The sequence below is a fragment of the Nonomuraea sp. B208 genome (assembly GCF_057536035.1).
Map to the genome: position 1 here is coordinate 830366 of NZ_BAAJOU010000010.1, position 21785 is coordinate 852150.

The window sequence follows — 21785 nt, forward strand, 5'->3', positions numbered from 1 at the left end:
GGGAAGATGAGATCAAGGGTTCCCGTGTGAGAACCGCGACCAAGGCCAGAACCCTTATTTCTCCGCCCAAACGCTCCCGCATCGGTGACATCCGCATGCGGGTGGTGTACCGGGGCCTCGCCGTGGCCGCCGCCGTCGCGGCGGCCGCCGTGGCGGTGGTCGTGGTGCTCCCGTCGGAGCCGGACGAGGTCGTCGCGGGGCCGGTAACCGCGCCGCCGGCCGCGCAGCCCTCGTCCGGCCCCTCCGCGCCGGCGTCCCCCTCGGCTTCGGCGTCGGTGTCGTCCTCGGCGTCGTCCTCGGCTTCCCCGTCGGAGACCGTGACCCCGGCCGCGCCCGCCGCCCAGGTCACGCCGACGCCCGGCACGTCCCTGGCCCCCGGCTACACCGCCATGGAGGCCCTGTACGCCGACCCCCGCGTCCCCAAGCTCACCGCGAAGGTCAAGCGCATGCGGCTCCCGGCCCCCTCCCGCCGGGTGACCAAGGATCGGCGGAGCGGCCTCGCCGTGCCGAAGCTGCCGAAGCCCTGGAAGACGTACGGGCCGGCGCCGTTCACCACCAGGCAGGTGCTGCCGCGGCCGCGCGGCGGCGCGGTGCGGGGCATGTTCGTCACCTGCCCGCTGCCGATCATGGAGCAGAAGTCGCCGCGCGACACCGCGCTGCTCGCCGCCCGCTGGACGCTCAACCACCACCCCAAGGGCGCGCGCATCACCTGGCTGGCCTCGCAGCCGGTCAAGCGCGGCTGGCTGCTCGTCTACCGCGTCTCGTACGGCAAGCGCTCCTCACGCGCGGCGGTGGTCGTGGTGGACGGGGGAATGTCCAAGCCGGGTTTGGCGTTCGTGACAGTGCCTGACGCGCAGCGCAAGCAGTGGAGCGACATCGCCCGCGTGGCCTCGGGGGTGCGTGTTCTAGGCTAGAAGGATCATGGTGGCGGCGATGTGGGGAGTAGACGCCGTGGAACGCTCTGGATCGCCGCAGGCACCAGGCAAGGGCAAGGGCAAGCCGCCCTGGCGCTCGGAGGGGCTGCCCGGCACGCCCGGCGGCCGACCCAAGATCAACTGGTGGCGGTTCGTCGTCACGCTGCTGGTCGTGTACGCGGGCTTCTTCGTCGTGTCGTCGTTCGTCGACAACGAATCCGTAGAGACCATCTCCTACACCGAGTTCACCGCCCAGGTCGACGCCAAGAACGTCAAGGACATCTCCGCCCAGGGCCTGTCGGTCGAGGGCGACCTGAGGAACGCGGCGAAGAACCCCGACGGCGGCGCCACGTACACCCGGTTCTCCACCGAGATCCCCGCCTTCGCCAACACCGACCAGCTCGACCAGCAGCTCCGCACCGGCCAGGTCGAGATCACCTCCAAGCCCCTCACCCGCGGCTTCTTCTCCAACCTGCTGCTGTCGCTGCTGCCCGTGCTGCTGCTGGCCGGCCTGTGGATCTGGATCATGCGGCGCGGCGCCAGCATGATGGGCGGCGGCGGGCTCGGCGGGCTCGGCAAGTCCAAGGCGGCCAAGCCGGTCGAGGCCGGGCAGGTGCGGGTCACCTTCGACGACGTCGCCGGCATCGACGAGGTCGAGAACGAGCTGGTCGAGATCGTTGACTACCTCAAGGACCCGGGCAAATACCGCAGGCTGGGCGCCAAGCTGCCCAAGGGCGTGCTGCTCGCCGGCCCGCCCGGCACCGGCAAGACGCTGCTGGCCAGGGCCGTCGCGGGCGAGGCCAAGGTCCCCTACTTCTCCGCCTCCGCCTCCGAGTTCATCGAGATGATCGTCGGCGTGGGCGCCTCGCGCGTACGGGACCTGTTCGAGGAGGCGCGCAAGGTGGCGCCGTCGATCGTGTTCATCGACGAGATCGACGCCATCGGCCGGGCCAGGGGCGGCGCGGGCGGCATCGGCGGCCACGACGAGCGCGAGCAGACGCTCAACCAGATCCTTACCGAGATGGACGGCTTCTCCGGGGCCGAGGGCGTCATCGTCATCGGCGCCACCAACCGTCCCGAGATCCTCGACCCGGCGCTGCTGCGCCCCGGCCGGTTCGACCGGACCGTGCAGGTGGGGCTGCCGGACGCCGCCGGGCGCACCGCGATCCTCGGCGTGCACACCCGTGGCGTCCCGCTGGACCCCGAGGTCAGCCTCGACCAGCTCGCCAAGACCACGCCCGGCATGACCGGCGCCGACCTGGCCAACCTCGTCAACGAGTCGGCGCTGCTCGCCGCCAAGCGCGGCAAGGAGAAGGTCACCAGGTCCGACTTCACCGACGCGCTGGAGAAGCTGCAGCTCGGCGCGGCCCGCAGCATCGTGATGCCGGAGGAGGAGCGCACCCGCACCGCCTTCCACGAGGCCGGTCACGCGCTGCTCGGCATGCTGCAGCCCGGCGCCGACCCGGTCAGGAAGATCTCGATCATCCCGCGCGGGCGCGCGCTCGGCGTGACGCTGTCCACCCCCGACACCGACCGCTACGCCTACGACGAGCAGTACCTCCGCGGCCGCATCACCGGCGCGCTCGGCGGCATGGCGGCCGAGCAGGTCGTCTTCGGCGTCATCACCACCGGCGCCGAGAACGACCTCGAACAGGTCACCATGATCGCCCGGGGCATGGTGGGCCGCTGGGGCATGTCGGAGAAGGTCGGCCCGCTCACCATCCTGCCCAACGACGGCTCGCAGCCGCAGGCCAGCGCCGCCACCCTCGCCACCGTCGACGAGGAGGCGCGGCGCATCGTGGAGCAGTGCTACGAGCGCGCGGTCCAGGTGCTCACCGACAACCGCGACAAGCTGGACGCGATCGTCGCGGCGCTGCTGGAGCACGAGACGCTGGACGAGGCCGACGCGTACGCCGCGGCCGGTCTGGCGGGCCAGCCGAAGGCCGACGTCACCTCCTGACTTTCCCGAGAATTAGCACAAAGCGGGCGTTGCTCCTCGGCGTCACGGGAACCTGTAGCGTCAGGAGCCTTCGAGCGCCGAGGATCGGAGGAGAGCCGTGACGCCGTACGACGAACTCCTCGACCAGCAGCTGCTCGAACAGCTCGGCCGGCCGGGCCTGGAGCAGACGGCCGCCATGCTCGGCACCGACGAGGACAAGGCCCGCGACGTCGTCCAGGCCGTCACCGGCGTCATCATCGGCGGCCTCGCCCGCAACGTGCAGTACCCCGACGGGGCCGACGCCCTGCGTGGCGCGCTGGAGGACCACGTCGACGCCGACCCCTTCGACGGCGACGTGGCCTCGCTCACCCGCGACGGCCACAGCATCCTCGGCCACGTGCTCGGCGGGCAGGGCACCGAGGCGGCCGCGACCGGGCTGGGGCGGCTGTTCGGCGTCGACACCGGCGCCATGATGAAGCTGCTGCCGCTGATCGCGCCCATGGTGATGTACCTGCTGGCCACCCGGGCGGACGGCCGCGACCTCGACGCGGACGCCCTGGTCGACGAGCTCGAACGCGAGCGCGCCGCCCTGCCCGACACCCGCCGCGAGCTCCTCGACGATCTGCTCGACCACATCTTCGGGCCGGGCCCGGGACGTCCAGGGATCTACGGCGGACTGCCCGGCACATCCCTTCCCGACTGGTGACCGGTGACGACCGGTAGGCTTGTCCGGTGATCGTTCTGGCCTCCGCCTCTCCCGCCCGCCTGGCCCTGCTGCGCCACGCCGGCCTCGACCCCAAGGTGATCGTCAGCGGGGTCGACGAGGACGCCTACTCCGCGCACAGCCCGGCCGCGCTCAGCCTCGTGCTCGCGAGGGCCAAGGCCGAAGCCGTCGCGGGCGGGCTCGACCAGGGCGTGGTCATCGGCTGCGACTCCATCCTGGAGCTCGACGGCCGCCCCTACGGCAAGCCGGCCTCCGAGGAGGAGGTCGTGGAGCGGTGGCGGCTCATGCGCGGCCGCACCGGCCGCCTCGTGACCGGCCACTGCGTCATCGACGTCGCCGCCGGCCGGCAGGTCGCCGAGGTGGCGACCACCGTGGTGCGCTTCGGGCAGCCGTCCGAGGAGGAGATCGCCGCCTACGCCGCCACCGGCGAACCGCTCGGTCTGGCCGGGGCGTTCAGCATCGAGGGGCGCGGCGGCTGGTTCGTCGAGGGCATCGAGGGCGACCACGGCAACGTGCTCGGCCTGTCGCTGCCGCTGCTGCGCGACCTGCTCGCCGAGCTCGGCTACGCGGTGACGGCGTTCTGGCGCTAGCCTGCCGGTCATGCGATCAATGCGTGACTTCTCGGCCGGTATCGGCTTCTTTCTCAAGGGGTTCGGCTGGGTGGCCAGGAACGGCCGGTGGTGGGGGTTCGGGCTGATCCCCGCGCTCATCGCGTTCGCTCTCTACGTGGTCGCGCTGATCTTCCTGGGCACGTACGCGTTCGAGCTGGCCGAGTTCCTGACCCCGTTCGCCGACTCCTGGAGCTGGCAGGGGGCCTTCCGCACCCTGGTCGGGATCGTGCTGTTCGCCGGCGGGCTGGCGCTGGCGGTGGTGACGTTCACCGCGGTCACGCTCGCCATCGGCGAGCCGTTCTACGAGCGGCTGTCGGCGGCGGCCGACCCGCTGGACAACGAGATCGAGCAGCCGTGGTGGCGCACCCTGCCGCGCTCGATCAGGGACAGCCTGGTGACGCTCTTCTATGTGCTGCTGTTCACCGTGCCGCTGTTCGCGCTGGGGTTCGTACCGGTGCTGGGGCAGACCGTGGTGCCGGTGCTGGGGGCGGCGGTGTCCGGCTTCTTCCTGACCGTCGAGCTCACGACGCTGGCGCTGGAGCGGCGGGGCGTGGCACGCAAGGAACGCTTCCGGCTGCTGCGCGCGAACCTGGGGGTGACGCTGGGGTTCGGGGTGGCGGTGTTCGTCCTGTTCCTGGTGCCGTTCGTGGCGGTGATCGCCATGCCCGCCGCCGTAGCCGGCGCCGCCCTCCTGGTCCGCCACCACATCGCCCCCACCGCTCTGGCCCCCCACCCACCGACCGCTCCCTGACCGGGGTCCGGTGTGGGTCCTGCGGTCCAGGGCGCCGCCACTTGTACGGTACGGGCGTTGTCCACAGGGCAGCACGTCGCCCGCACGCTTATCCCCAGAATCGCCTTCGGCTCATTCCGGGCCCGCGCTTCCGGGCACCCTAACGGTCCATGACGACCAACACCTCCCCGCCCCCGCCCCCCTTCACCTCTCCTTCGACCCCCGCTTCCCCCTCGCCCTTCCTCACCCTCACCAGCCCGTCGGACATCCTGGCCGCCGTCCCCTATCTCGTCGGCTTCCACCCCTCCGAGAGCCTGGTCGCGGTGGGCTTGGAGCACGGCAAGGCCGTGATGGTGGTCCGCTGGGACCTCCCCATGCCCCCGGGCACCCTCGACGCCCTGGAGACCATGTTCAAGCGGGAAAAGGTGACCGAGATGGTCGCCATCGGCTACGGCCCCGGGGAGTCCGTCACCCCCGCCGTGGACGAGGCCAGACGGGTGGCGGCCCGGGCCGGCGTCCGCGTAGGGGAGGCACTGCGCGCCCACGCCGGCCGCTACTGGTCCTACGTCTGCACCCTCCCGTCCTGCTGCCCCGCCCAGGGCACCCCGTACGACCCCGGAAGCAGCCGCATCGCCGCCGAGGCCACCGTGCGCGGCCTGGTCGCCCTCCCCGATCGCGAAACCCTCGAACGCACCCTCGCCCCGGTCACCGGCCCGGTCAGGCTGGCGATGCGTCGCGCCACGTCCGACGCGGCGGGCGAGGTCAAGGCCGCGCTGGCGGCGGCCACCAACCTCGACGCCTTCACCCGAGGCTTCGTGGCGGAGGGCCTGGCCCGCGTACGCAAAGCCCTGGCGACCCACGAGGAGGGCGGGCGGCTCACCGACCTGCAGGCCGCCAGGCTGGGCCTCGACCTCGCGCTCGTACGGATCCGCGACGAGGCCTGGACACTCATGCAGGACTCCCATGTCGCGCTGTGGAAAGACCTGACCCGCCGCCTGGAGCCGCGCTTCGCACCACCGGCCGCGTCCCTGCTGGCGATGGCGGCCTGGCGGTCGGGCGACAGCATCCTGGCCACCGTCGCCCTCGAACGCGCCCTGGCGATCGACCCGGGCTACTCGATGGCCAACCTGCTCATGCACGCGGTCCAGAACCTGCTCTCACCCGCGATCCTGCGCGACCGCATGCCGACCCCCGCCGAGCTCGACACCGCCATGGGCGCCGCCCACGCGGGCTGGCTCCTGCCCTTGTCGGGCCTCCTGCTGGACGACGAAACACCCATCCCAGGAGACTGAGCCCTCTCCGCTCCAGCGACGAGCGGCGGCCGGGTGACGAGCGGCGGCTCAGTGACGAAGGGCGGCGAAGAACAAGCGGGGAAACACCCGAGCCCACGCCGAAAAACACACCTCACACAAGGGCCGCCGATCCCCGCCCGTGCCGCCCTCATGAGATCCCGAATCCTTTGAATCAGCCGACGCCCGAGCACGCGGCCGACTGCCGACCGAAACCACACCGACTGACCGAGACTAGAGCGAGCCTTCTTCGCGGCGGCGGCGTTCGTTGAATGCCCTCATGCGGGGCGGATATCCAGTGAGCTGGACGTCGTACACCGGCAGCGCCAGATTACGGGCGACCTTGTGAATCACCGCGGGAGCCCCGACCCGGCGCCTGGTCCACTCGCCGTCGTCGGCGACGGCCACGGCGGTCGTGTCGGTGGCGAACGTCTCCGGCTCGACGTAGAACTCGACGCCGCGCCGGGAACGGGCGAATGCGATCAGCGCCTCGATGTCGGCGTCTGTCGCCTCACGGTCGAACTTCGCGACCTTCGGGCCGCGCCATCGACGAAGGCCATACCGGTCTCGCCATCTCATAGGTCCTTTTTATATCGTCTGGCGCTTTCGCGCGTAGGAGAAAAAGATCTTTTCAGGGGGTGATCTCGGGGACAGCTCGGGGTTTCTCCTGATGCCCGCCGCCCGTCCGGTGACGCAGTATGGAAAGACACCACGGATCAGTGAAGGAGAGGCATGGCGACTATGGCTGGGGTACCGACAACCCCCGGGCCGGGACAGGTGCCGCCAGCTCACCTGCGCGTCACCAACCAGGACCGCGAGCATGTGGTCGAGCACGTCAAGGCGGCGTACGCGGAGGGCCGGTTCGACAAGCTCGAATTCGACGACCGGCTTGAGCGGGCGATGACGGCACGCACCCACGGCGACCTGATGCCCATCATGACCGAGCTGTACGGCACACAGGCGGTGCCACGGCTCGCTCCGCGACCTGCTCCCGCCTACCCGACGCGGCCGGCGGGGGCCGTGGAGAGCAACGAACGTCTCGGCGCCGCGGCCGGCCACCTGCTCCTGGCGCTGGGCTTCCCGATCGTCGGCCCGCTGATCCTGCTGCTCGCCGCAGGCAAGACGTCGCCGTACATCCGGCGGCACGCCGTGGAATCGCTCAACTTCGGGCTGACGGTGGTCGGGGCGTCGATCCTGCTCCCGTTCACGATCATCGGTGTGGTGCTGCTGCCCGTGATCTGGGTGGGGGCGTTCGTCCTCTCGATCGTCGCCGGCGTCAACGCCCTTACCGAGGGCAACTACCGCTACCCGCTGACGGTCCGCCTGGTCAAATAGCCGAAGCTCCGCAGACTCACGCCGCTGAGGCCGGGCCGGCAGGTCACGCGCCGATCCGGGCGCGTGCTCATACGACCTGCGGGGGCGGTCGTAGGTGCCCCGCGCGGGCGCGCTGCTTCGCCGGCCGTCCTCGTGAGGGCCCTTGCGACTCGCACGAAATGGGGGGCGCGCGCGGGGCGGGGGCTCGCTGCGGCAATCAACGGGGGTTAGCGGGCCAGGACCTGGTACTTCACGCGCATCACGCCGGCGTTCGTGCTGCCGATGGCGGAGAAGGCGGCGGCCGACAGGTCGAGGCAACGCCCGCCGACGTACGGGCCGCGGTCGTTGATGCGAACGGTGACCGACCTGCCGTTGTTCGGGTTGATCACCCGGACCTTGCTGCCCAGGGGGAGAGTCTTGTGTGCGGCCGTCATGGCGGACGGGTTGAAGCGCTCGCCGCTGGCGGTCATCTGGGGCTCGTCGTAGTAGGAGGCGCCACAGGAGCCGGAGGAGAGGACCTTCGCCTTGGGCTTCTTGGCGACGGGCTTGGCCGACTTGGGGGCGGCGGGCCCTGAGGTCTTGCCGCTGGACGCGCTCGGGGCCGCAGTGGCGGGCGAGGCACCCGCTGCCTCCGCGCCCTGCGACCCCGTACCGTCCCGCCTCGTTGCCTGCGGGGTGGGGGTTCGGGGGGACGTGGCCTGCGGGTGAGAGGTGGCGGCGGTCGTGGGGTTCGGGTTCGCGGCGGCCGGCGGCTTCGGAGTCGGGGAGAAGGGCTTCGGGCTCGACTGGCGGCCCGCCTCGTTCGGGGTCTTCGCCACGGCTGTGCCGGTCTCGGCGAGGGGCTTGGCGGCGGTGGCGGTGCGCTTGGCGGAGTCGTCGTTGGCGACTGCCGCGTACGCGGAGGCCGAGGCGGTGGCGATGACGGCGGCACCCGCTGCGACGGCGGTCCAGCGGCGCCTGCCGGTGAGGAACGGCTTGTGGGAATGCTGGCCCAAGATAAACCACGGTCCTGGCTAGGGGATAGGGAAGGGAAAGACCGGGCCGGGCGGGGGTGGAGGCGTACGGCGGCCGTTTCCGTCGGCGCGGCGGGGGATGCCGCGCGGTGAGGACGAACATACGGGACAAACAGCTAGTAAAGACAACTTAATGCGGAATCTAGTGACATATCTCACTTTGGTATCAAGATCGCATTAAAGGTCAACTTCGCGCTATTGATCTCCGAATCCCGCAGAAATGTCGATCAGTGCGGCTTGATCGCACAAGAGGGGCTTGATCAGGGCGAACGGAGGCGCTGTGCCCCGGAGGTAAAGGGCCGATAGGCAAAGCTCCGGGCTGAGTTGCGGGCATACGGGAAAAGCCGCAAGGCGAGGAAAAGACCCTCGAAGTGCTCGTCCGTTGGGCACGGGAGCCAGGAACCACCCGCAGGAACCACCTGCAGGTTCGGGACTCCCAGTAACCCCCGCCGCCGGGACCGGGTGTCAGGAGGGCGTGGATGCTGGGGCGGCCCTTCCGTGGATGCGCCGCTGCCCCTGGCATCCCTCGCTCACAAGCCACTCCTGGCGGCTGAAGCCGGCCACCCTCGCAGGGTGGGCCAGGGGCGCTTGGAGGGTTTCGTCACCGGCGGGGGCGAGCGCGGGGCAGGGACCCCGGTGGAAGCGGTCAGAGCATGAGAGAGCGGACCGTGTCCACCGTGTCGGCGTCCTCCACCCGCTTGTCCGGCCGGTAACGCAGCACCCGCGCGAACCGCAGCGCCATCCCGCCCGGATAGCGCGGCGAGCGCTGCACCCCGTCGAAGGCGATCTCCACGACCAGCTCAGGGCGCAGCCGTACCGTCCAGTCGTCCGTCGGTCCCTCGGCCAGCTCCAGGAAGCGCTCGGTCTGCCAGGCCAGCAGCTCGTCCGTCAGGCCCTTGAAGGTCTTGCCGAGCATCACGAACCCGCCCTCCGGGTCGCGCGCCCCCAGGTGCAGGTTGGACAGCTTGCCCTCGCGCCGGCCGTGGCCCCACTCGGCGGCCAGCACCACCAGGTCGAGCGTGTGCCGCGGCTTGACCTTGATCCAGCCCGCCCCGCGCCGCCCGGCCGCGTACGGCGACCCCAGCGCCTTCACCACCAGGCCCTCGTGCCCGGCCTTGACCACGTCCTTGAAGAACCGCTCGGCCTCCGCCACGTCGCCCGTCACCAGGTGCGGCGTCAGCAGGGTCGGCGGCACGGCCCGGGCCAGCGCCTCCTGGCGCTCGGTGTAGGGGAGGTCGAGGAGATCGTCGCCGTCGGCGCGCAGCGCGTCGAAGAAGAACACGCTGAGCGGCGTCTGCTCGCGCAACTGCTCGACGTTGAGCTTGCTGGAGACCCGCGCGGCGGTCACCTGGAACGGGTGCGGGCGGCCGTCGGGGCGCAGCGCGATCACCTCGCCGTCCAGCACCAGGTCGTCCGACGGCATCTTCAGCACGGCCTCGACCAGCTCGGGGACCTGCGCGGTGATGTCGTCGAGCGTACGGGTGAAGACGCGGACCTCCTCGCCGGACCGGTGGGCCTGCACCCGGATGCCGTCCAGCTTCCACTCCAGCGAAGCGGGCGCGCCCGCCTTGTCCAGGGCGGCGGCGACGTTGGGCGCGCTGCCGGCCAGCATGGGGGAGACCGGCCGGCCGACCTCCAGGCGGAAGGCGTGCAGCGCCTCCACCCCGCCGCCCAGCGCTGCCGCGCCGACGGCGGGCAGCCAGCCGCGCAGCGTCAGCGCCCGCCGGACGTCGGCGGACGGGGCGCCGGACGCCTTGGCCACCGCCTCGATCATGACGCCGTCGAGCGCGCCCTGCCGCAGCTCCCCGTGGAGCAGGCGGCGCATGAACTGCTGCTCCTGGCTGGTCAGCCCGGCGAACAGCTCGCTCACCAGCGCCTTGCGGGCCGCCTGGGAGCCGGGGCCGGACACGGCCTTGATCCGGGTCAGCAGCGCGTCGACCGTGGTCAGGGTGGCGGTGGCGACGAGCTTGGGCTGCGGGATGTCCTCCAGGGTGCGCCAGCCGACGCCTACCTGGCGCTGGGGCAGCTCGCCCGACAGGTAGGAGATGGCGATCTCCGCCTCGTCCGGGCCGACCCGGCCCAGCAGCTCCGCCAGATGTGCGATCTTGCCCAGCCTGGCGGACGTGCGCGTCACCGCCTCGGAAACTCGGACCACGTCGATCAGAAGCACACGCCTATCGTGCCTCACGCGGCCGACATTCCCTACCGGGCCCTCCAGGCGGCCGTGAGACGGGCGCCCACCGGCCGGCCGTGACGCGGGCGCCCACCGAACGGGCGCGACGCGGGCGCCCACCAGCCGGCCGTCACGGGCCGGCCGGTGGGCGTGCGGAGCCCCTACCTGACGCCGAGCAGGTCGACGACGAAGATGAGGGTCTCGTTCGGCTTGATGGCGGCGCCCGCGCCACGGCTGCCGTAGCCGAGGTGCGGCGGGATGACCAGCTTGCGCCGTCCGCCGACCTTCATGCCGGCGACGCCCTGGTCCCAGCCCGCGATGACGCGCCCGCCGCCGAGCGGGAACTCGAAGGCGTCCCCCCGGTTCCAGGACGCGTCGAACTCCTCCCCGGTGGAGAAGGCCACGCCGACGTAGTGGACGCGGACGTTGTGGCCAGGCTTGGCCTCGGGGCCGTCGCCCTCGACCAGGTCGACGATCTCAAGGTCCTTAGGCGGGTTGCCCTCGGGGAAGTCGATCTCGGGCTTCTCGAGTGCCACGAAAGTGCTCCTGTCGGCGACTTGATGGTGTGATTCGGACCCGACGACTCTATGCGCTCGGGATATCGTCCTCGTTCATGGCCGCCCTGAGTCCTGATGCGATCCTGCTCACCGGTCGCGTGGCCGTCGTCACCGGGGGAGCCCGAGGCATCGGGCTGGCCGTCGCCGAGACCTTCGCGGCCTTCGGCGCGCACGTGGCCGTCTGCGATCGCGACAAGCCGCCGTTCGGGGAGCCGGCCATGACGCTCGACGTGCGCGACCCGGTGGCGGCGGAGGTGTTCGCGCGTGCGGTGGGCGAGCGCTGGGGGCGGGTGGACGTGCTGGTCAACAACGCGGGCGGCACCTTCCACGCCCCGTTCGAGAGCGTGTCGCCGCGTGGCGAGCGCACGTTGATCGAGGAGAACTTCACGCAGCTCACGGCCATGATCCGCAGGCTGCTGCCGCTGATGCGGCCGGGCTCGTCGATCATCAACGTGACGTCGAGCGAGGCGCACCAGGCGGCGCCGGGGTTCGCCGTGTACGCGGCCATGAAGGCGGCCGTGGAGAGCCTGACCCGGTCGCTGGCGCTGGAGCTGGCGCCGCGCGGCGTCCGGGTCAACGCCATCGCGCCCGACGCCCTGCCCACCGAGGGCGAGGAGGGCGTACGGGAGCGCATGCTGGCCGACGGCGCCCTGCCCTACGAGCCGGTACGCCTCCCGCCCCTCGGACGGCTGGGCGAGCCTGTGGAGGCGGCGGGGGCGGCCGTGTTCCTGGCGGGGGACCTGGCCAGGTTCGTCACGGGCACGACCGTGCACGTGGACGGCGGCATCCACGCGGCCGGCGGCTGGCGCCGCACCTGACCCACGCGCTCACCAGCTCGTGTGCAGGGGCATGCCCTCCGCGTACCCGGACGAGCTCTGCAGGCCCACCACGGCCCGCTCGTGGAACTCCTCCAGGGTCGAGGCCCCGGCGTACGTGCACGCCGACCGCAGCCCGGCCACGATCGCGTCGATCTGGTCCTCCACGCTGGGCCGCTTCGGGTCCAGGTACATCCTGGACGTGGAGATGCCCTCCTCGAACAGCGCCTTCCTGGCCCGCTCGAACGCCGAGTCCTCGGCCGTCCGCAGTCGCACCGCGCGCGCCGAGGCCATGCCGAAGTTCTCCTTGTACTTGCGGCCGTCGGCGTCCACGCGGGTGTCGCCGGGCGACTCGTACGTCCCCGCGAACCACGACCCGATCATCACGTTGGACGCCCCGGCGGCGAGGGCGAGCGCCACGTCGCGCGGGTGGCGTACGCCGCCGTCCGCCCACACGTGCCGGCCCAGCCGGCGGGCCTCGGCGGCGCACTCCAGCACGGCCGAGAACTGGGGACGCCCCACGCCGGTCATCATCCGGGTGGTGCACATCGCGCCCGGCCCCACGCCGACCTTGAGGATGTCGGCCCCGGCCTCGACGAGGTCGCGTACGCCGTCGGCGGTCACCACGTTCCCCGCCGCGACGGGCACCCCGGGGTCGAGGGCCCGCACGGCACGCAGCGCGGAGATCATCTTCTCCTGGTGGCCGTGCGCGGTGTCCACGACCAGGCAGTCGATGCCGGCCTCCAGCAGCTCCTTGGCCTTGGCGGCCACGTCGCCGTTGACGCCGACGGCGGCGGCGACGCGCAGCCGTCCCCCGTCGTCCAGTGCGGGCTGGTAGAGGGTGGCGCGCAGGGCGCCGGTGCGGGTGAGGATGCCGACCAGGCGGCCGTCGCCGTCCACGATGGGCGCGAGGCGGTGGCGGCCGTCGTGCAGCCGGTCGAACGCCTCCCGGGGGTCGAGCCCGGCGGGCAGCGTCAGCAGCTCGCTCGACATGACGTTGGAGAGCTGCGTGAACATGTCCACGCCCTGGCAGTCGGCCTCGGTGACGACGCCGACCGGCCGGTTGTCCCAGTCCACGACGATGACCGCGCCGTGCGCCCGCTTGGGCAGCAGTTGCAGCGCCTCGCCGACGGTCTCGTGCGGGGTGAGGGTGAGCGGCGTGTCGTGGACGAGGTCGCGGCCCTTCACCCATGCGACGACGTCCGCCACGACGTCCAGGGGGATGTCCTGCGGGATGACGGCGATGCCGCCGCGCCTGGCCACGGTCTCGGCCATGCGGCGGCCGGCGACCGCGGTCATGTTCGCCACGACGAGGGGGATGGTGGTGCCGGTGCCGTCGCCGGTGGACAGGTCGACCGCGAGCCGTGATCCGATCGCGGAACGCGAGGGGACCATGAACACGTCGCTGTAGGTCAGATCGTGCCGAGGCTGGACATCGTTAAGAAATTTCACGTTCATCCATCTTATGTCGTATGTGCTCCACCTGGAGTTTGCCCGTTCGCGGGGGCCTTATGATCGGCCCGGACACTTTTGCGAGGGGGAGGGTCCCGTGAACGTCACCGAGCGGGCCGAGCTGACGGTCGTCGGCTGGGTCGTACGCACCAGCAACGCCGACGAGATGGACCCGGCACGCGCCAGACTGCCCGCCCTGTGGCAGCGCGCGGGCGCGCCGGGGGTCTTCGCGCACGTGCCGGGGCGGATCGACGAAAACCTTTACGCGGTTTTGACCGACTACGAGAGCGACCACAACGGCGCCTACACCCAGATCGTCGGCGTCGGGGTGCGCACCGCGCCGCGGCTGCCCGAGGGCATGGTGGCCGTACGCGTGCCGGCCAGGCAGGCGCTGCTGGTCGAGGCACGGGGGCAGCTTCCCCAGGCGCTGGTGGAGGCGTGGCAGCGGGTGTGGAAGCACACCGAGTCCGGCGGCGTCCCGCCGCGCGCCTTCACGACGGACGTCGAGGTGCACCACCCCGACGGCGTCGACCTCTACCTCGCGATCTAGCGCGCCACCGCGGGCGCGCTCACCAGGCGCGCAGTGAGATCGGGAACGACGTCACGCCCCTGACGAAGGCGTTCGGCAGGATGCGCGGGCCGCGCTCGTCGGCCCACTCCGCCTCCCGCACCCGCGCCACCCACTCCTCGAAGAAGATCCGCAGCTCCAGCCGGGCCAGCGCCGCTCCCAGGCAGAAGTGCGCGCCGAGTCCGAAGGCGAGGTGCCCGCCGGGCTTCCTCGTCACGTCGAAGGCGTCCGGGGCGTCGAAGACCTCCGGGTCGCGGTTGGCGGAGCCGTACATCAGCAGCACCTGCGCGCCCCGGGGGATCGGCGTGCCGCGCAGGGCGGTGTCGCGGGTGGCCGACCGGCACATGTTGAGCACCGGCGTGGTCCACCGGATGAACTCCTCGACCGCCCCCTCCATCAGCGAGGGGTCCGCGCGCAGCAGCCGCCACTGGTCGGGGTGGCGGATCAGCGCGTCGATCGCCGTGGCGATCACCGTCCTGGTGGTCTCGGCGCCGCCGTCGAGCAGCAGCAGCGCGTCGTTCGCCAGGCGTTCGTCGTCGTAGTCGGGGCTCGCGGCCCACAGCGACAGCAGGTCGTCGCGCGGGCGTTCGCGGCGCTCGGCGGCCAGCTCAAGGACGGCCTGGGCGTACTCGGCGGCCGCCACCACGGCGTCGTGGGTGACGTACCGCAGGCCGCCGCCCGACACGATCGTCGTCTCCGACCAGTGCTTGAGCCGCGGCCAGTCCTCGTCGGGGAAGCCGAGCAGCCGGCCGATCATCCGGGCCGGCAGCGGGGCCGCGAGCGCGTCCACCGCGTCCACCGTGCCCTCCTCCAGGGCCTGGTCCAGTTGCTCGGCGACGACCGCGCGCACCCGGTCCGCGTAGGCGTCGCGGACGTGGCGCGGGGTGAAGCGGCGGTAGATCAGGCGGCGGCGGGCCGCGTGCTCGGGGTCGTCCAGGCCGATCATGGACGGCTCGGACGGGAGCTGCGGGCGGTAGCCGCCGGTGCTCGTCCACAGACCGGGGTCGCGCTCGACGGCCGAGACGTCGGCGTGCCGCGAGACTCCCCAGAGGCCGTTGGGCTCGTCGTGGTGGACGGGGGAGTGCTCGCGCAGCCAGGCGTAGACCGGGGCGGGGTCCCCGGCGTATAACTCGCCGTCGAGCAGGTCGACGATCACCCGAGGACTCCTTGGCCGCGTAGCTTGTCCGCCTCCTCCTGCGACAGGCCCCAGTCGGACAGGTCCGTCAGGCGGGTGGCGGGGGAGAGGTCCTGCTCGGGCACGCCCAGCAGGCGCGGCGCGGGCCGGGGCTGGATGAGCCCGCCGACCTCGGTGAAGGAGTCGCGGGCGACGTTGTGCGGATGGGCGGCGGCCTCGGGCATGGACAGCACGGGCGACACGCACGCGTCCGAGCCGTCGAACAGCTTCTCCCACTCGGCCCGGGTCCGCTTCCTGAACTCCTCGGTGAGCCGGGCCCGCAGCGCCGGCCACTGCGCCCGGTCGTCGCGGTCGGGCAGGTCGGTCAGGCCCATGAGCTCGACCATGGCCTTCCAGAACTGCGGCTCCAGCGAGCCCACCGCCAGGTACTCGCCGTCGGCGGTCTCGTACGTGTCGTACTGGGGGGCGCCGGTGTCGAGCAGGTTCGTGCCGCGCGGCCCCCAGAAGCCGCTCTGCACGCCCTGGTAGAACATCGCGAACAGGACCGCCGCGCCGTCCACCATGGCCGCGTCGATGACCCGGCCCTTGCCGGTGCGCTCCCGTTCGAACAGCGCCAGCAGCACGCCGTAGGCGAGCATGAGGCCGCCGCCGGCGAAGTCGCCGAGGATGTTGATCGGCGGGGTGGGCTTGCCGCCCTCGCGGCCGAGCATCGACAGCACGCCGGAGATCGCGATGTAGTCGATGTCGTGGCCGGCCGTGGAGGCCAGCGGCCCGTCCTGGCCCCAGCCGGTCATCCGGCCGTAGATGAGCCGCTCGTTGACGGCGTGCAGGTCGTCGGGGCCGATGCCGAGCCGCTCCGCGACGCCCGGCCGGAACACCTCGATCACCACGTCGGCGTGCCGCGCCAGCTCCTTGAACGCGGCCACGCCCTCGGGCGACTTCAGATCCAGCCCGATCGAGCGCTTGCCACGGTCCATCACATCCGTGCGCGGCCGGTCCGAGACCGCCTTGACCCGGTCCACCCGCAGCACCTCGGCCCCGTGGTCGGCCAGCATCATCCCGGCGAAAGGCCCCGGGGCCAGCCCGGCGAGCTCCAGCACGCGCACACCGGCCAGCGGGCCGCGACGTCCTTCAGTCATACCCCCAGTAGAACAACATTCGGTCATCTGGTGCAAGCAGCCTTCGCGAGCTTCCCTCGCGTGCCCCATCAGGTATGGGAAACTTGCCCACTGTTCGTGGTGGTCTACAGGGGACGGACATGGTATCGGAGAGCAACCGGCTCATCGCCAGGCGCTACGAGTTAGTGCGCGAGCTGGGCCGCGGGGGGATGGGCGTGGTCTGGGAAGGCCGGGACACGCTGCTGAACCGTCAGGTGGCCATCAAGGAAGTCGTGCTGCCCGACGGGCTGCCGGCCGGCGACCGGGAACGTCAGCTCATGCGTACCGTCCGCGAGGCCCGCACCGCCGCCAAGCTCAACCATCCCGGCGTCGTCGCCGTCTACGACGTCGTCGAGGAGGGCGGCCGGCCCTGGATCGTCATGGAGCTGCTGAGCTGCCCCACGGTCGAGCAGGTCGTGCTCAGCACGGGCGCGCTGCCGATCCGCGAGGCCGCCGACGTCGGCCGCCAGGTGCTGTCGGCGCTGCGCGCCGCGCACGAGGCCGGCATCCTCCACCGGGACGTCAAGCCGAGCAACATCCTCATGACCGAGGACGGCCGGGCGGTGCTCACCGACTTCGGCATCGCCACGGTCGAGGGCGACGCCTCGCTCACCCGCACCGGCATGGTCACCGGCTCGCCCAGCTTCCTCGCCCCCGAGCGGGTACGCGCCGACGCCGCGGGACCGGCCTCCGACCTGTGGTCGCTCGGCGCGACGCTGTACGCGTGCCTGGTCGGCCGCTCACCGTTCGAGCGGGGCGAGGCCATGGCCACGCTCAACGCGCTGCTCAACGAGGAGCCCGACTACCGGCGCATCCCGCCCGCCATGCACCCGGTGCTCCGCGGCCTGCTGCAGAAGGAGCCCGAGCAGCGGCTGAGCGCCGAGGAGGCCGACCGGCTGCTGACCGAGCTCGCCGCCGCCTCCCGCCCCGCCTACGACGACGACGCCGACGAGCCCAGGCGCGGGCGCGGCGGCCGGGGCCGGACCCTGCTCGCGGCGGCCACGGTCGCCGTCGTGGTGGTCGGCGCGGGGACGTTCGGCTACTTCAGGTTCGCCACGCCCGCCGAGGGCGCGCCGCGCGCCAGCACCGCGCCGGCCGCCGCGACCGCCCCGCTCACCCCCGTCCCGACCTCGGCCACGCCCACGCCCAGCGCGACCCCCTCGGCCAGGCCGAGCGTCACGCGGGCGGCGGCGCCGCTCGTACGGGCCTGGCGATCGCCCGACGGCTGGACGATCCTGCGGCCCTACGGCTGGCGGGGGGCGCGGCGGGAGGCGTACACGGAGTGGACGCGCCGCGACCGCAACGCCCACTTCGGCGTGCAGGCCGTCTACAGCAGCACCGACCCCGCCGAGCTGATGATCACCACCCGCGACGAGCTGCGGCAGAGCGCCGAGGACGTCGTCACCCGGGGCCGCCGCACGGTCGACCACCAGGGCGTCAGGGCGCTGGAGTGGGAGCTCACCTACACGGCGGGCGCCGAGGGCGGCGCGCCCTGGGTCACGCCCGGCGCCCGCTACCGCGAGCTGCGCAGGGCCGTGGTCGTCGGCGACACGGCCTACGTGCTGTCCTGGACCGTCGCGGAGGGCCAGTGGGCGCGCAGCCAGCGGCTGATGCGGCAGGTGATCAACAGCTTTACGGTGAGGGCATGAGCCCCTGGACCCTGCTCGCCCTGCCGCCGCTTCCCGAGACGTTCATCCGCAGCCTGCTCGCCCCGCTCGGCGACCGGGTGGACGTGCGGGTGCCCGCCGCCCGCGAGCGTGACGCGCTCCTCGCGGCGCTGCCGGACGCCGAGATCGTGCTCGGCGACTGGACGGGCACACTCGTCCTCGACGGCGCGGCGGTCGCCGCCGCGCCCCGGCTGGCCTTCGTCCAGCAGCCCTCGGTCGGCGTGGACGGCCACGACCTCGCCGCGCTGACGGCGGCCGGGGTGCCGCTGGCGAACACGCCGGGCGTCAGCGCCGTCGCCGTCTCCGAATGGTGCCTCGCGGCCGCCCTGGCGCTGGCGCGCAGGCTCGTCGCGGGCGACGCCGCGGTGCGGGCCGGGGAGTGGCCGCAGCAGAGTCTGCGGCCGTACGAGCTGCGCGGCCGGAGCGTCGGCGTCGTCGGCTACGGCCCGATCGGCGTGGCCTGCGCCGAGTTGTTCCGCGCGCTCGGCTGCGAGGTCCGCTTCTGGACCCGCACCCCCCGCGAGGACCCCGCCTACCAGGACCTCGGCGCGCTCCTCGCGGGCAGCGACGTCGTGGTGGTCGTCATCGCGCTGTCGGAGGAGACCACGCGCCTCGTCGACCCGGCCCTGATGAAGCCCGGCGCGCTGCTCGTCAACGCCGCCCGCGGCGAGGTCGTCGACCAGGCCGCGCTGGTGCGGGCGCTGCGCTCGGGCCACCTGGCAGGGGCCGCGCTGGACGTCTTCGAGACCGAGCCGCCGCCGCCCGGCGACCCCCTGCGCGAGCTGCCGAACGTGCTGCTCAGCCCGCATGTCGCGGGCGTCACCCCCGAGGCGAGCGGCCGGCTGCTGACCGCCGTCGTGGACAACCTCCGCGCCGCCGTCGAGGGCCGCGAACTGACCGGCGTGGTGAACGACCTGCCGCCCACGGTCCGCAGAAAGTCTTTCGGTACGACTACCCGATAACCGATGTACCTGGCACGATAAACAGTTTTCGTGTCTTTAACGACCCCGGTCTGGCCCGAGCCGCGAGCGGGAGATACCGTGCTGACGGACGATCTCTACCAGCTCAAGGGGGTGCTTTGGTGACGACGACGATGTCGACACACCGACGGGCAGTAGAGCAGATCAGGCAGTCCTACGCGGAGATCCCCGGCGGCGCCGCGCCCCGGCTGGCCAAGTCGACGTCGAACCTCTTCAGGTTCCGCGACTCCGGCCGCACCGCGAAGCTGTCGGCGCGCGACCTGGACGAGGTCATCAGCGTGGACCCCGAGACCATGACGGCCGAGGTCCAGGGCATGACCACCTACGAGCACCTGGTCGAGGCCACCCTGCCGCACGGGCTCATGCCGTACGTGGTGCCCCAGCTCAAGACCATCACGCTCGGCGGCGCCGTCACCGGTCTCGGCATCGAGTCGACCAGCTTCAGGGACGGCCTGCCCCACGAGTCGGTCGAGGAGCTGGAGATCCTCACCGGCGACGGGCGGGTGATCGTGGCGCGCGAGGACAACGAGCACCGCGAGCTGTTCCGCTCCTTCCCCAACTCCTACGGCACGCTCGGCTACGCCCTGCGCATCAGGATCAAGCTCCGCAAGGTCCAGCCGTACGTGCATCTCACCCACGTCAGGTTCACCGACGCCGCCAAGTGCATGCTCGCCATGCAGGAGATCTGCGAGAGCATGGTCCACGACGGCGAGCGGGTCGACTTCGTGGACGGCGTCTTCTTCGACCCCGGCGAGATGTACATCACCCTCGGCCGCTTCGCCGAGCGCGCGCCCTACGTCTCCGACTACACCGGCATGCGCATCTACTACCAGTCGATCAGGCAGCGCAACCGCGACTGGCTGACCATCCACGACTACCTGTGGCGCTGGGACACCGACTGGTTCTGGTGCTCGCGCGCCTTCGGCGTGCAGCAGCCCGTGGTCCGCTCACTCATGCCGCGCCGCTGGATGCGCTCCGACGTCTACCGCCGCCTGGTCGCGCTCGACCGGAAGTACGGCGTGACCGCGCGCGTCGACCGCTGGCGCGACCAGCCCGTCCACGAGTCGGTCATCCAGGACGTCGAGGTGCCCGTCGAGCGCGGCGCCGAGTTCCTGGAGTTCTTCCACGACAAGGTGGGCATGACCCCGGTGTGGATGTGCCCGCTCCGGGCCGGCTCCCGCTGGCCGCTCTATCCCCTGGAGCCGGGGCGGCTGTACGTCAACTTCGGCTTCTGGGGTATGGTGCCGCTGCCACGGGGACAGTTCGACGGTTACTACAACCGGCTGATCGAGAACGCCGTGCACGATCTCGACGGCCACAAGTCGCTCTACTCGACGTCCTTCTACGACCCCGAGCAGTTCTGGCAGTTGTACAACGGCGACGCCTACTGGCCGGTCAAGCAGGAATACGACCCGAACGGACGCCTGCTGGACCTGTACGACAAGTGTGTACGGGGAAGGTGAGTCGATGGCTCTCGCAACCATCTTCGAGAAAATCGTCGGCAAGGACGCCAACATCGCGTTCATGGCCTACGACGGCAGCAAGGCGGGGCCGGACGCGGCCGACCTCGCGCTCGAGGTCAAGTCGCCGATCGCGGTGGCCTACCTGGCGCAGGCCCCGGGGGAGCTGGGCCTGGCCAGAGCCTACATTTCCGGTCACATCGACGTGCACGGCGACATGTACACCCTGCTGGACCGCATGTGGAACATCACCACCAACGATCTGAGCACCGCCGAGAAGGTCGCCGCGGTGCGGGCGCTCGGGGTCAAGCCGCTGCTCATGCGGGTCCCGCCCCCGCCGCAGGAGATGCGGCAGAGCACCCTGGCCAGGCTGGGCTCCCGGCACGCCAAGCAGCGCGACGCCGAGGCCATCCACCACCACTACGACGTCTCCAACCGGTTCTACCGGTGGGTGCTCGGGCCGTCGATGGCGTACACCTGCGCGGCCTTCCCCGAGGAGAGCTCCTCACTTGAGGAGGCCCAGTTCGCCAAGTTCGACCTCGTGGCGCGCAAGCTCGGCCTCAAGGAGGGCATGCGCCTGCTCGACGTCGGCTGCGGCTGGGGCGGCATGGTCATCCACGCCGCCAAGCACTACGGCGTCAAGGCGCTCGGCGTGACGCTGAGCAAGCAGCAGGCCGAGTGGGCGCAGAAGGCCATCGCCGACGAGGGTCTGCAGGACCTCGCCGAGGTCCGCTTCATGGACTACCGCGACGTACGGGAGACCGGCTTCGACGCGGTCAGCTCCATCGGCCTGACCGAGCACATCGGCAAGGACAACGTGCCGGCGTACTTCGAGTTCCTGTACGGCAAGCTCAAGCCGGGCGGCCGGCTGCTCAACCACTGCATCACCCGCCCGACGGGCAAGGAGAAGACCTTCAACAAGGGCGGCTTCATCAACCGCTACGTCTTCCCCGACGGCGAGCTGGAGTCGGTGGGCTGGCTGATCCGCCAGATGGAGGACCTCGGCTTCGAGATCCGCCACGAGGAGAACCTCCGCGAGCACTACGCCAAGACCCTCCGCCACTGGTGCGACAACCTCGACGCCAACTGGGAGGACGCGGTCCAGGAGGTCGGCATGGGCACCGCCCGCGTCTGGGCGCTCTACATGGCCGGCTGCATCGTGGGCTTCGAGCGCAACAAGGTCCAGCTCCACCAGGTGCTGGCGGTCAAGCTGGACGAACAGGGCCGTTCCGGCATGCCGCTGCGCCCGGCCCGCGACTGGCCCTGACCTTCCCGCCCGCGGCCGGG

At 71.7% G+C, this 21785-nt stretch carries 20 protein-coding genes; 13 read left to right on the top strand and 7 right to left on the bottom strand.

The features are described 5' to 3' along the window. The first annotated feature begins 26 nt into the window (after nucleotides 1–26). The 6 genes from AC27IY_RS09215 (at nucleotide 27) to AC27IY_RS09240 (ending at nucleotide 6210) form a co-directional block, all read left to right on the top strand. Complete coding sequence (locus AC27IY_RS09215; RefSeq protein ID WP_487177658.1) at nucleotides 27–914, top strand: hypothetical protein; 888 nt, start codon at nucleotides 27–29, stop codon at nucleotides 912–914. A gap of 37 nt (nucleotides 915–951) precedes the next feature. Continuing rightward, nucleotides 952–2874, top strand: a complete 1923-nt coding sequence (gene ftsH, locus AC27IY_RS09220; RefSeq protein ID WP_344218777.1) for an ATP-dependent zinc metalloprotease FtsH — start codon at nucleotides 952–954, stop codon at nucleotides 2872–2874. A 97-nt stretch (nucleotides 2875–2971) separates the two neighbouring features. Next, nucleotides 2972–3559, top strand: coding sequence for a DUF937 domain-containing protein (locus AC27IY_RS09225; protein WP_423452995.1), 588 nt, complete (start codon nucleotides 2972–2974; stop codon nucleotides 3557–3559). 26 nt (nucleotides 3560–3585) lie between these two features. Then, nucleotides 3586–4167: a Maf family protein gene (locus tag AC27IY_RS09230; protein ID WP_364463742.1), complete on the top strand. Its 582-nt coding sequence runs from the start codon at nucleotides 3586–3588 to the stop codon at nucleotides 4165–4167. 10 nt (nucleotides 4168–4177) lie between these two features. Further along, entirely contained in the window at nucleotides 4178–4939 is a 762-nt protein-coding gene (locus AC27IY_RS09235) for an EI24 domain-containing protein (protein WP_423452998.1), read from the top strand. A gap of 149 nt (nucleotides 4940–5088) precedes the next feature. Further along, entirely contained in the window at nucleotides 5089–6210 is a 1122-nt protein-coding gene (locus AC27IY_RS09240; RefSeq protein ID WP_487177659.1) for a DUF4192 domain-containing protein, read from the top strand. Nucleotides 6211–6441: 231 nt separating this feature from the next. Here the strand turns inward: AC27IY_RS09240 and AC27IY_RS09245 are convergent, their stop codons facing one another. Continuing rightward, nucleotides 6442–6786, bottom strand: a complete 345-nt coding sequence (locus tag AC27IY_RS09245) for a hypothetical protein (RefSeq protein ID WP_329592196.1) — start codon at nucleotides 6784–6786, stop codon at nucleotides 6442–6444. 162 nt (nucleotides 6787–6948) lie between these two features. Between AC27IY_RS09245 and AC27IY_RS09250 the strand changes: the two genes are divergently transcribed. After that, nucleotides 6949–7542 (top strand): magnetosome magnetite crystal formation protein family, encoded by a 594-nt coding sequence (locus tag AC27IY_RS09250; protein WP_487177660.1) that lies wholly within the window; start codon nucleotides 6949–6951, stop codon nucleotides 7540–7542. 206 nt (nucleotides 7543–7748) lie between these two features. Here the strand turns inward: AC27IY_RS09250 and AC27IY_RS09255 are convergent, their stop codons facing one another. The 3 genes from AC27IY_RS09255 to AC27IY_RS09265 form a co-directional block, all read right to left on the bottom strand. Continuing rightward, a complete protein-coding gene (locus AC27IY_RS09255; protein ID WP_487177661.1) occupies nucleotides 7749–8516 on the bottom strand; it encodes a septal ring lytic transglycosylase RlpA family protein in 768 nt (255 codons plus the stop codon). Nucleotides 8517–9180: 664 nt separating this feature from the next. Next, complete coding sequence (locus tag AC27IY_RS09260) at nucleotides 9181–10704, bottom strand: ATP-dependent DNA ligase (protein WP_344218791.1); 1524 nt, start codon at nucleotides 10702–10704, stop codon at nucleotides 9181–9183. 164 nt (nucleotides 10705–10868) lie between these two features. Beyond that, nucleotides 10869–11243: an FKBP-type peptidyl-prolyl cis-trans isomerase gene (locus AC27IY_RS09265; protein WP_364463761.1), complete on the bottom strand. Its 375-nt coding sequence runs from the start codon at nucleotides 11241–11243 to the stop codon at nucleotides 10869–10871. 77 nt (nucleotides 11244–11320) lie between these two features. On the opposite strand from AC27IY_RS09265, the gene AC27IY_RS09270 reads away from it, so the two are divergent. Further along, nucleotides 11321–12082 (top strand): SDR family NAD(P)-dependent oxidoreductase, encoded by a 762-nt coding sequence (locus tag AC27IY_RS09270; RefSeq protein ID WP_487177663.1) that lies wholly within the window; start codon nucleotides 11321–11323, stop codon nucleotides 12080–12082. A 9-nt stretch (nucleotides 12083–12091) separates the two neighbouring features. On the opposite strand, the gene AC27IY_RS09275 is transcribed toward AC27IY_RS09270, so the two are convergent. Further along, complete coding sequence (locus AC27IY_RS09275; RefSeq protein WP_423453008.1) at nucleotides 12092–13531, bottom strand: GuaB1 family IMP dehydrogenase-related protein; 1440 nt, start codon at nucleotides 13529–13531, stop codon at nucleotides 12092–12094. Nucleotides 13532–13628: 97 nt separating this feature from the next. Here AC27IY_RS09275 and AC27IY_RS09280 point away from each other — a divergent pair, with 97 nt between their 5' ends. Further along, nucleotides 13629–14081 carry a GyrI-like domain-containing protein gene (locus AC27IY_RS09280; protein WP_423478113.1) on the top strand — a complete coding sequence of 151 codons (453 nt, stop codon included), beginning with the start codon at nucleotides 13629–13631 and terminating at the stop codon, nucleotides 14079–14081. 19 nt (nucleotides 14082–14100) lie between these two features. Here AC27IY_RS09280 and AC27IY_RS09285 read toward each other — a convergent pair whose 3' ends face one another. Together AC27IY_RS09285 and AC27IY_RS09290 are read right to left on the bottom strand one after the other, a co-directional pair. Next, complete coding sequence (locus AC27IY_RS09285) at nucleotides 14101–15255, bottom strand: cytochrome P450 (RefSeq protein ID WP_487177664.1); 1155 nt, start codon at nucleotides 15253–15255, stop codon at nucleotides 14101–14103. Beyond that, nucleotides 15252–16373 carry a CaiB/BaiF CoA transferase family protein gene (locus AC27IY_RS09290; protein WP_423453013.1) on the bottom strand — a complete coding sequence of 374 codons (1122 nt, stop codon included), beginning with the start codon at nucleotides 16371–16373 and terminating at the stop codon, nucleotides 15252–15254. Before AC27IY_RS09290 ends, AC27IY_RS09285 begins: the two co-directional genes overlap by 4 nt. A gap of 119 nt (nucleotides 16374–16492) precedes the next feature. Here AC27IY_RS09290 and AC27IY_RS09295 point away from each other — a divergent pair, with 119 nt between their 5' ends. From AC27IY_RS09295 to AC27IY_RS09310, 4 genes are all read left to right on the top strand, one after another. After that, a complete protein-coding gene (locus tag AC27IY_RS09295; protein ID WP_449957585.1) occupies nucleotides 16493–18040 on the top strand; it encodes a serine/threonine-protein kinase in 1548 nt (515 codons plus the stop codon). Beyond that, a complete protein-coding gene (locus tag AC27IY_RS09300) occupies nucleotides 18037–19020 on the top strand; it encodes an NAD(P)-dependent oxidoreductase (protein WP_487177665.1) in 984 nt (327 codons plus the stop codon). The genes AC27IY_RS09295 and AC27IY_RS09300 overlap by 4 nt, the downstream gene beginning before the upstream one ends. 131 nt (nucleotides 19021–19151) lie before the next feature. Next, on the top strand, nucleotides 19152–20501 hold the full coding sequence (locus tag AC27IY_RS09305) for an FAD-binding oxidoreductase (protein WP_344218809.1): 1350 nt from the start codon (nucleotides 19152–19154) through the stop codon (nucleotides 20499–20501). Between the two features lie 4 nt (nucleotides 20502–20505). Continuing rightward, nucleotides 20506–21765, top strand: a complete 1260-nt coding sequence (locus AC27IY_RS09310; protein ID WP_423453024.1) for a class I SAM-dependent methyltransferase — start codon at nucleotides 20506–20508, stop codon at nucleotides 21763–21765. Nucleotides 21766–21785: the final 20 nt, after the last annotated feature.

Excerpts from the sequence above, each read along its gene's own strand:
- AC27IY_RS09305 (WP_344218809.1), top strand. The coding sequence starts at position 19,152 with ATGTCGACACACCGACGGGCAGTAGAGCAGATCAGGCAGTCCTACGCG.
- AC27IY_RS09270 (WP_487177663.1), top strand. The coding sequence starts at position 11,321 with ATGGCCGCCCTGAGTCCTGATGCGATCCTGCTCACCGGTCGCGTGGCC.
- AC27IY_RS09300 (WP_487177665.1), top strand. The coding sequence starts at position 18,037 with ATGAGCCCCTGGACCCTGCTCGCCCTGCCGCCGCTTCCCGAGACGTTC.
- AC27IY_RS09290 (WP_423453013.1), bottom strand. The coding sequence starts at position 16,373 with ATGACTGAAGGACGTCGCGGCCCGCTGGCCGGTGTGCGCGTGCTGGAG.
- AC27IY_RS09235 (WP_423452998.1), top strand. The coding sequence starts at position 4,178 with ATGCGATCAATGCGTGACTTCTCGGCCGGTATCGGCTTCTTTCTCAAG.
- AC27IY_RS09310 (WP_423453024.1), top strand. The coding sequence starts at position 20,506 with ATGGCTCTCGCAACCATCTTCGAGAAAATCGTCGGCAAGGACGCCAAC.
- AC27IY_RS09250 (WP_487177660.1), top strand. The coding sequence starts at position 6,949 with ATGGCTGGGGTACCGACAACCCCCGGGCCGGGACAGGTGCCGCCAGCT.
- AC27IY_RS09240 (WP_487177659.1), top strand. The coding sequence starts at position 5,089 with ATGACGACCAACACCTCCCCGCCCCCGCCCCCCTTCACCTCTCCTTCG.
- AC27IY_RS09295 (WP_449957585.1), top strand. The coding sequence starts at position 16,493 with ATGGTATCGGAGAGCAACCGGCTCATCGCCAGGCGCTACGAGTTAGTG.
- AC27IY_RS09245 (WP_329592196.1), bottom strand. The coding sequence starts at position 6,786 with ATGAGATGGCGAGACCGGTATGGCCTTCGTCGATGGCGCGGCCCGAAG.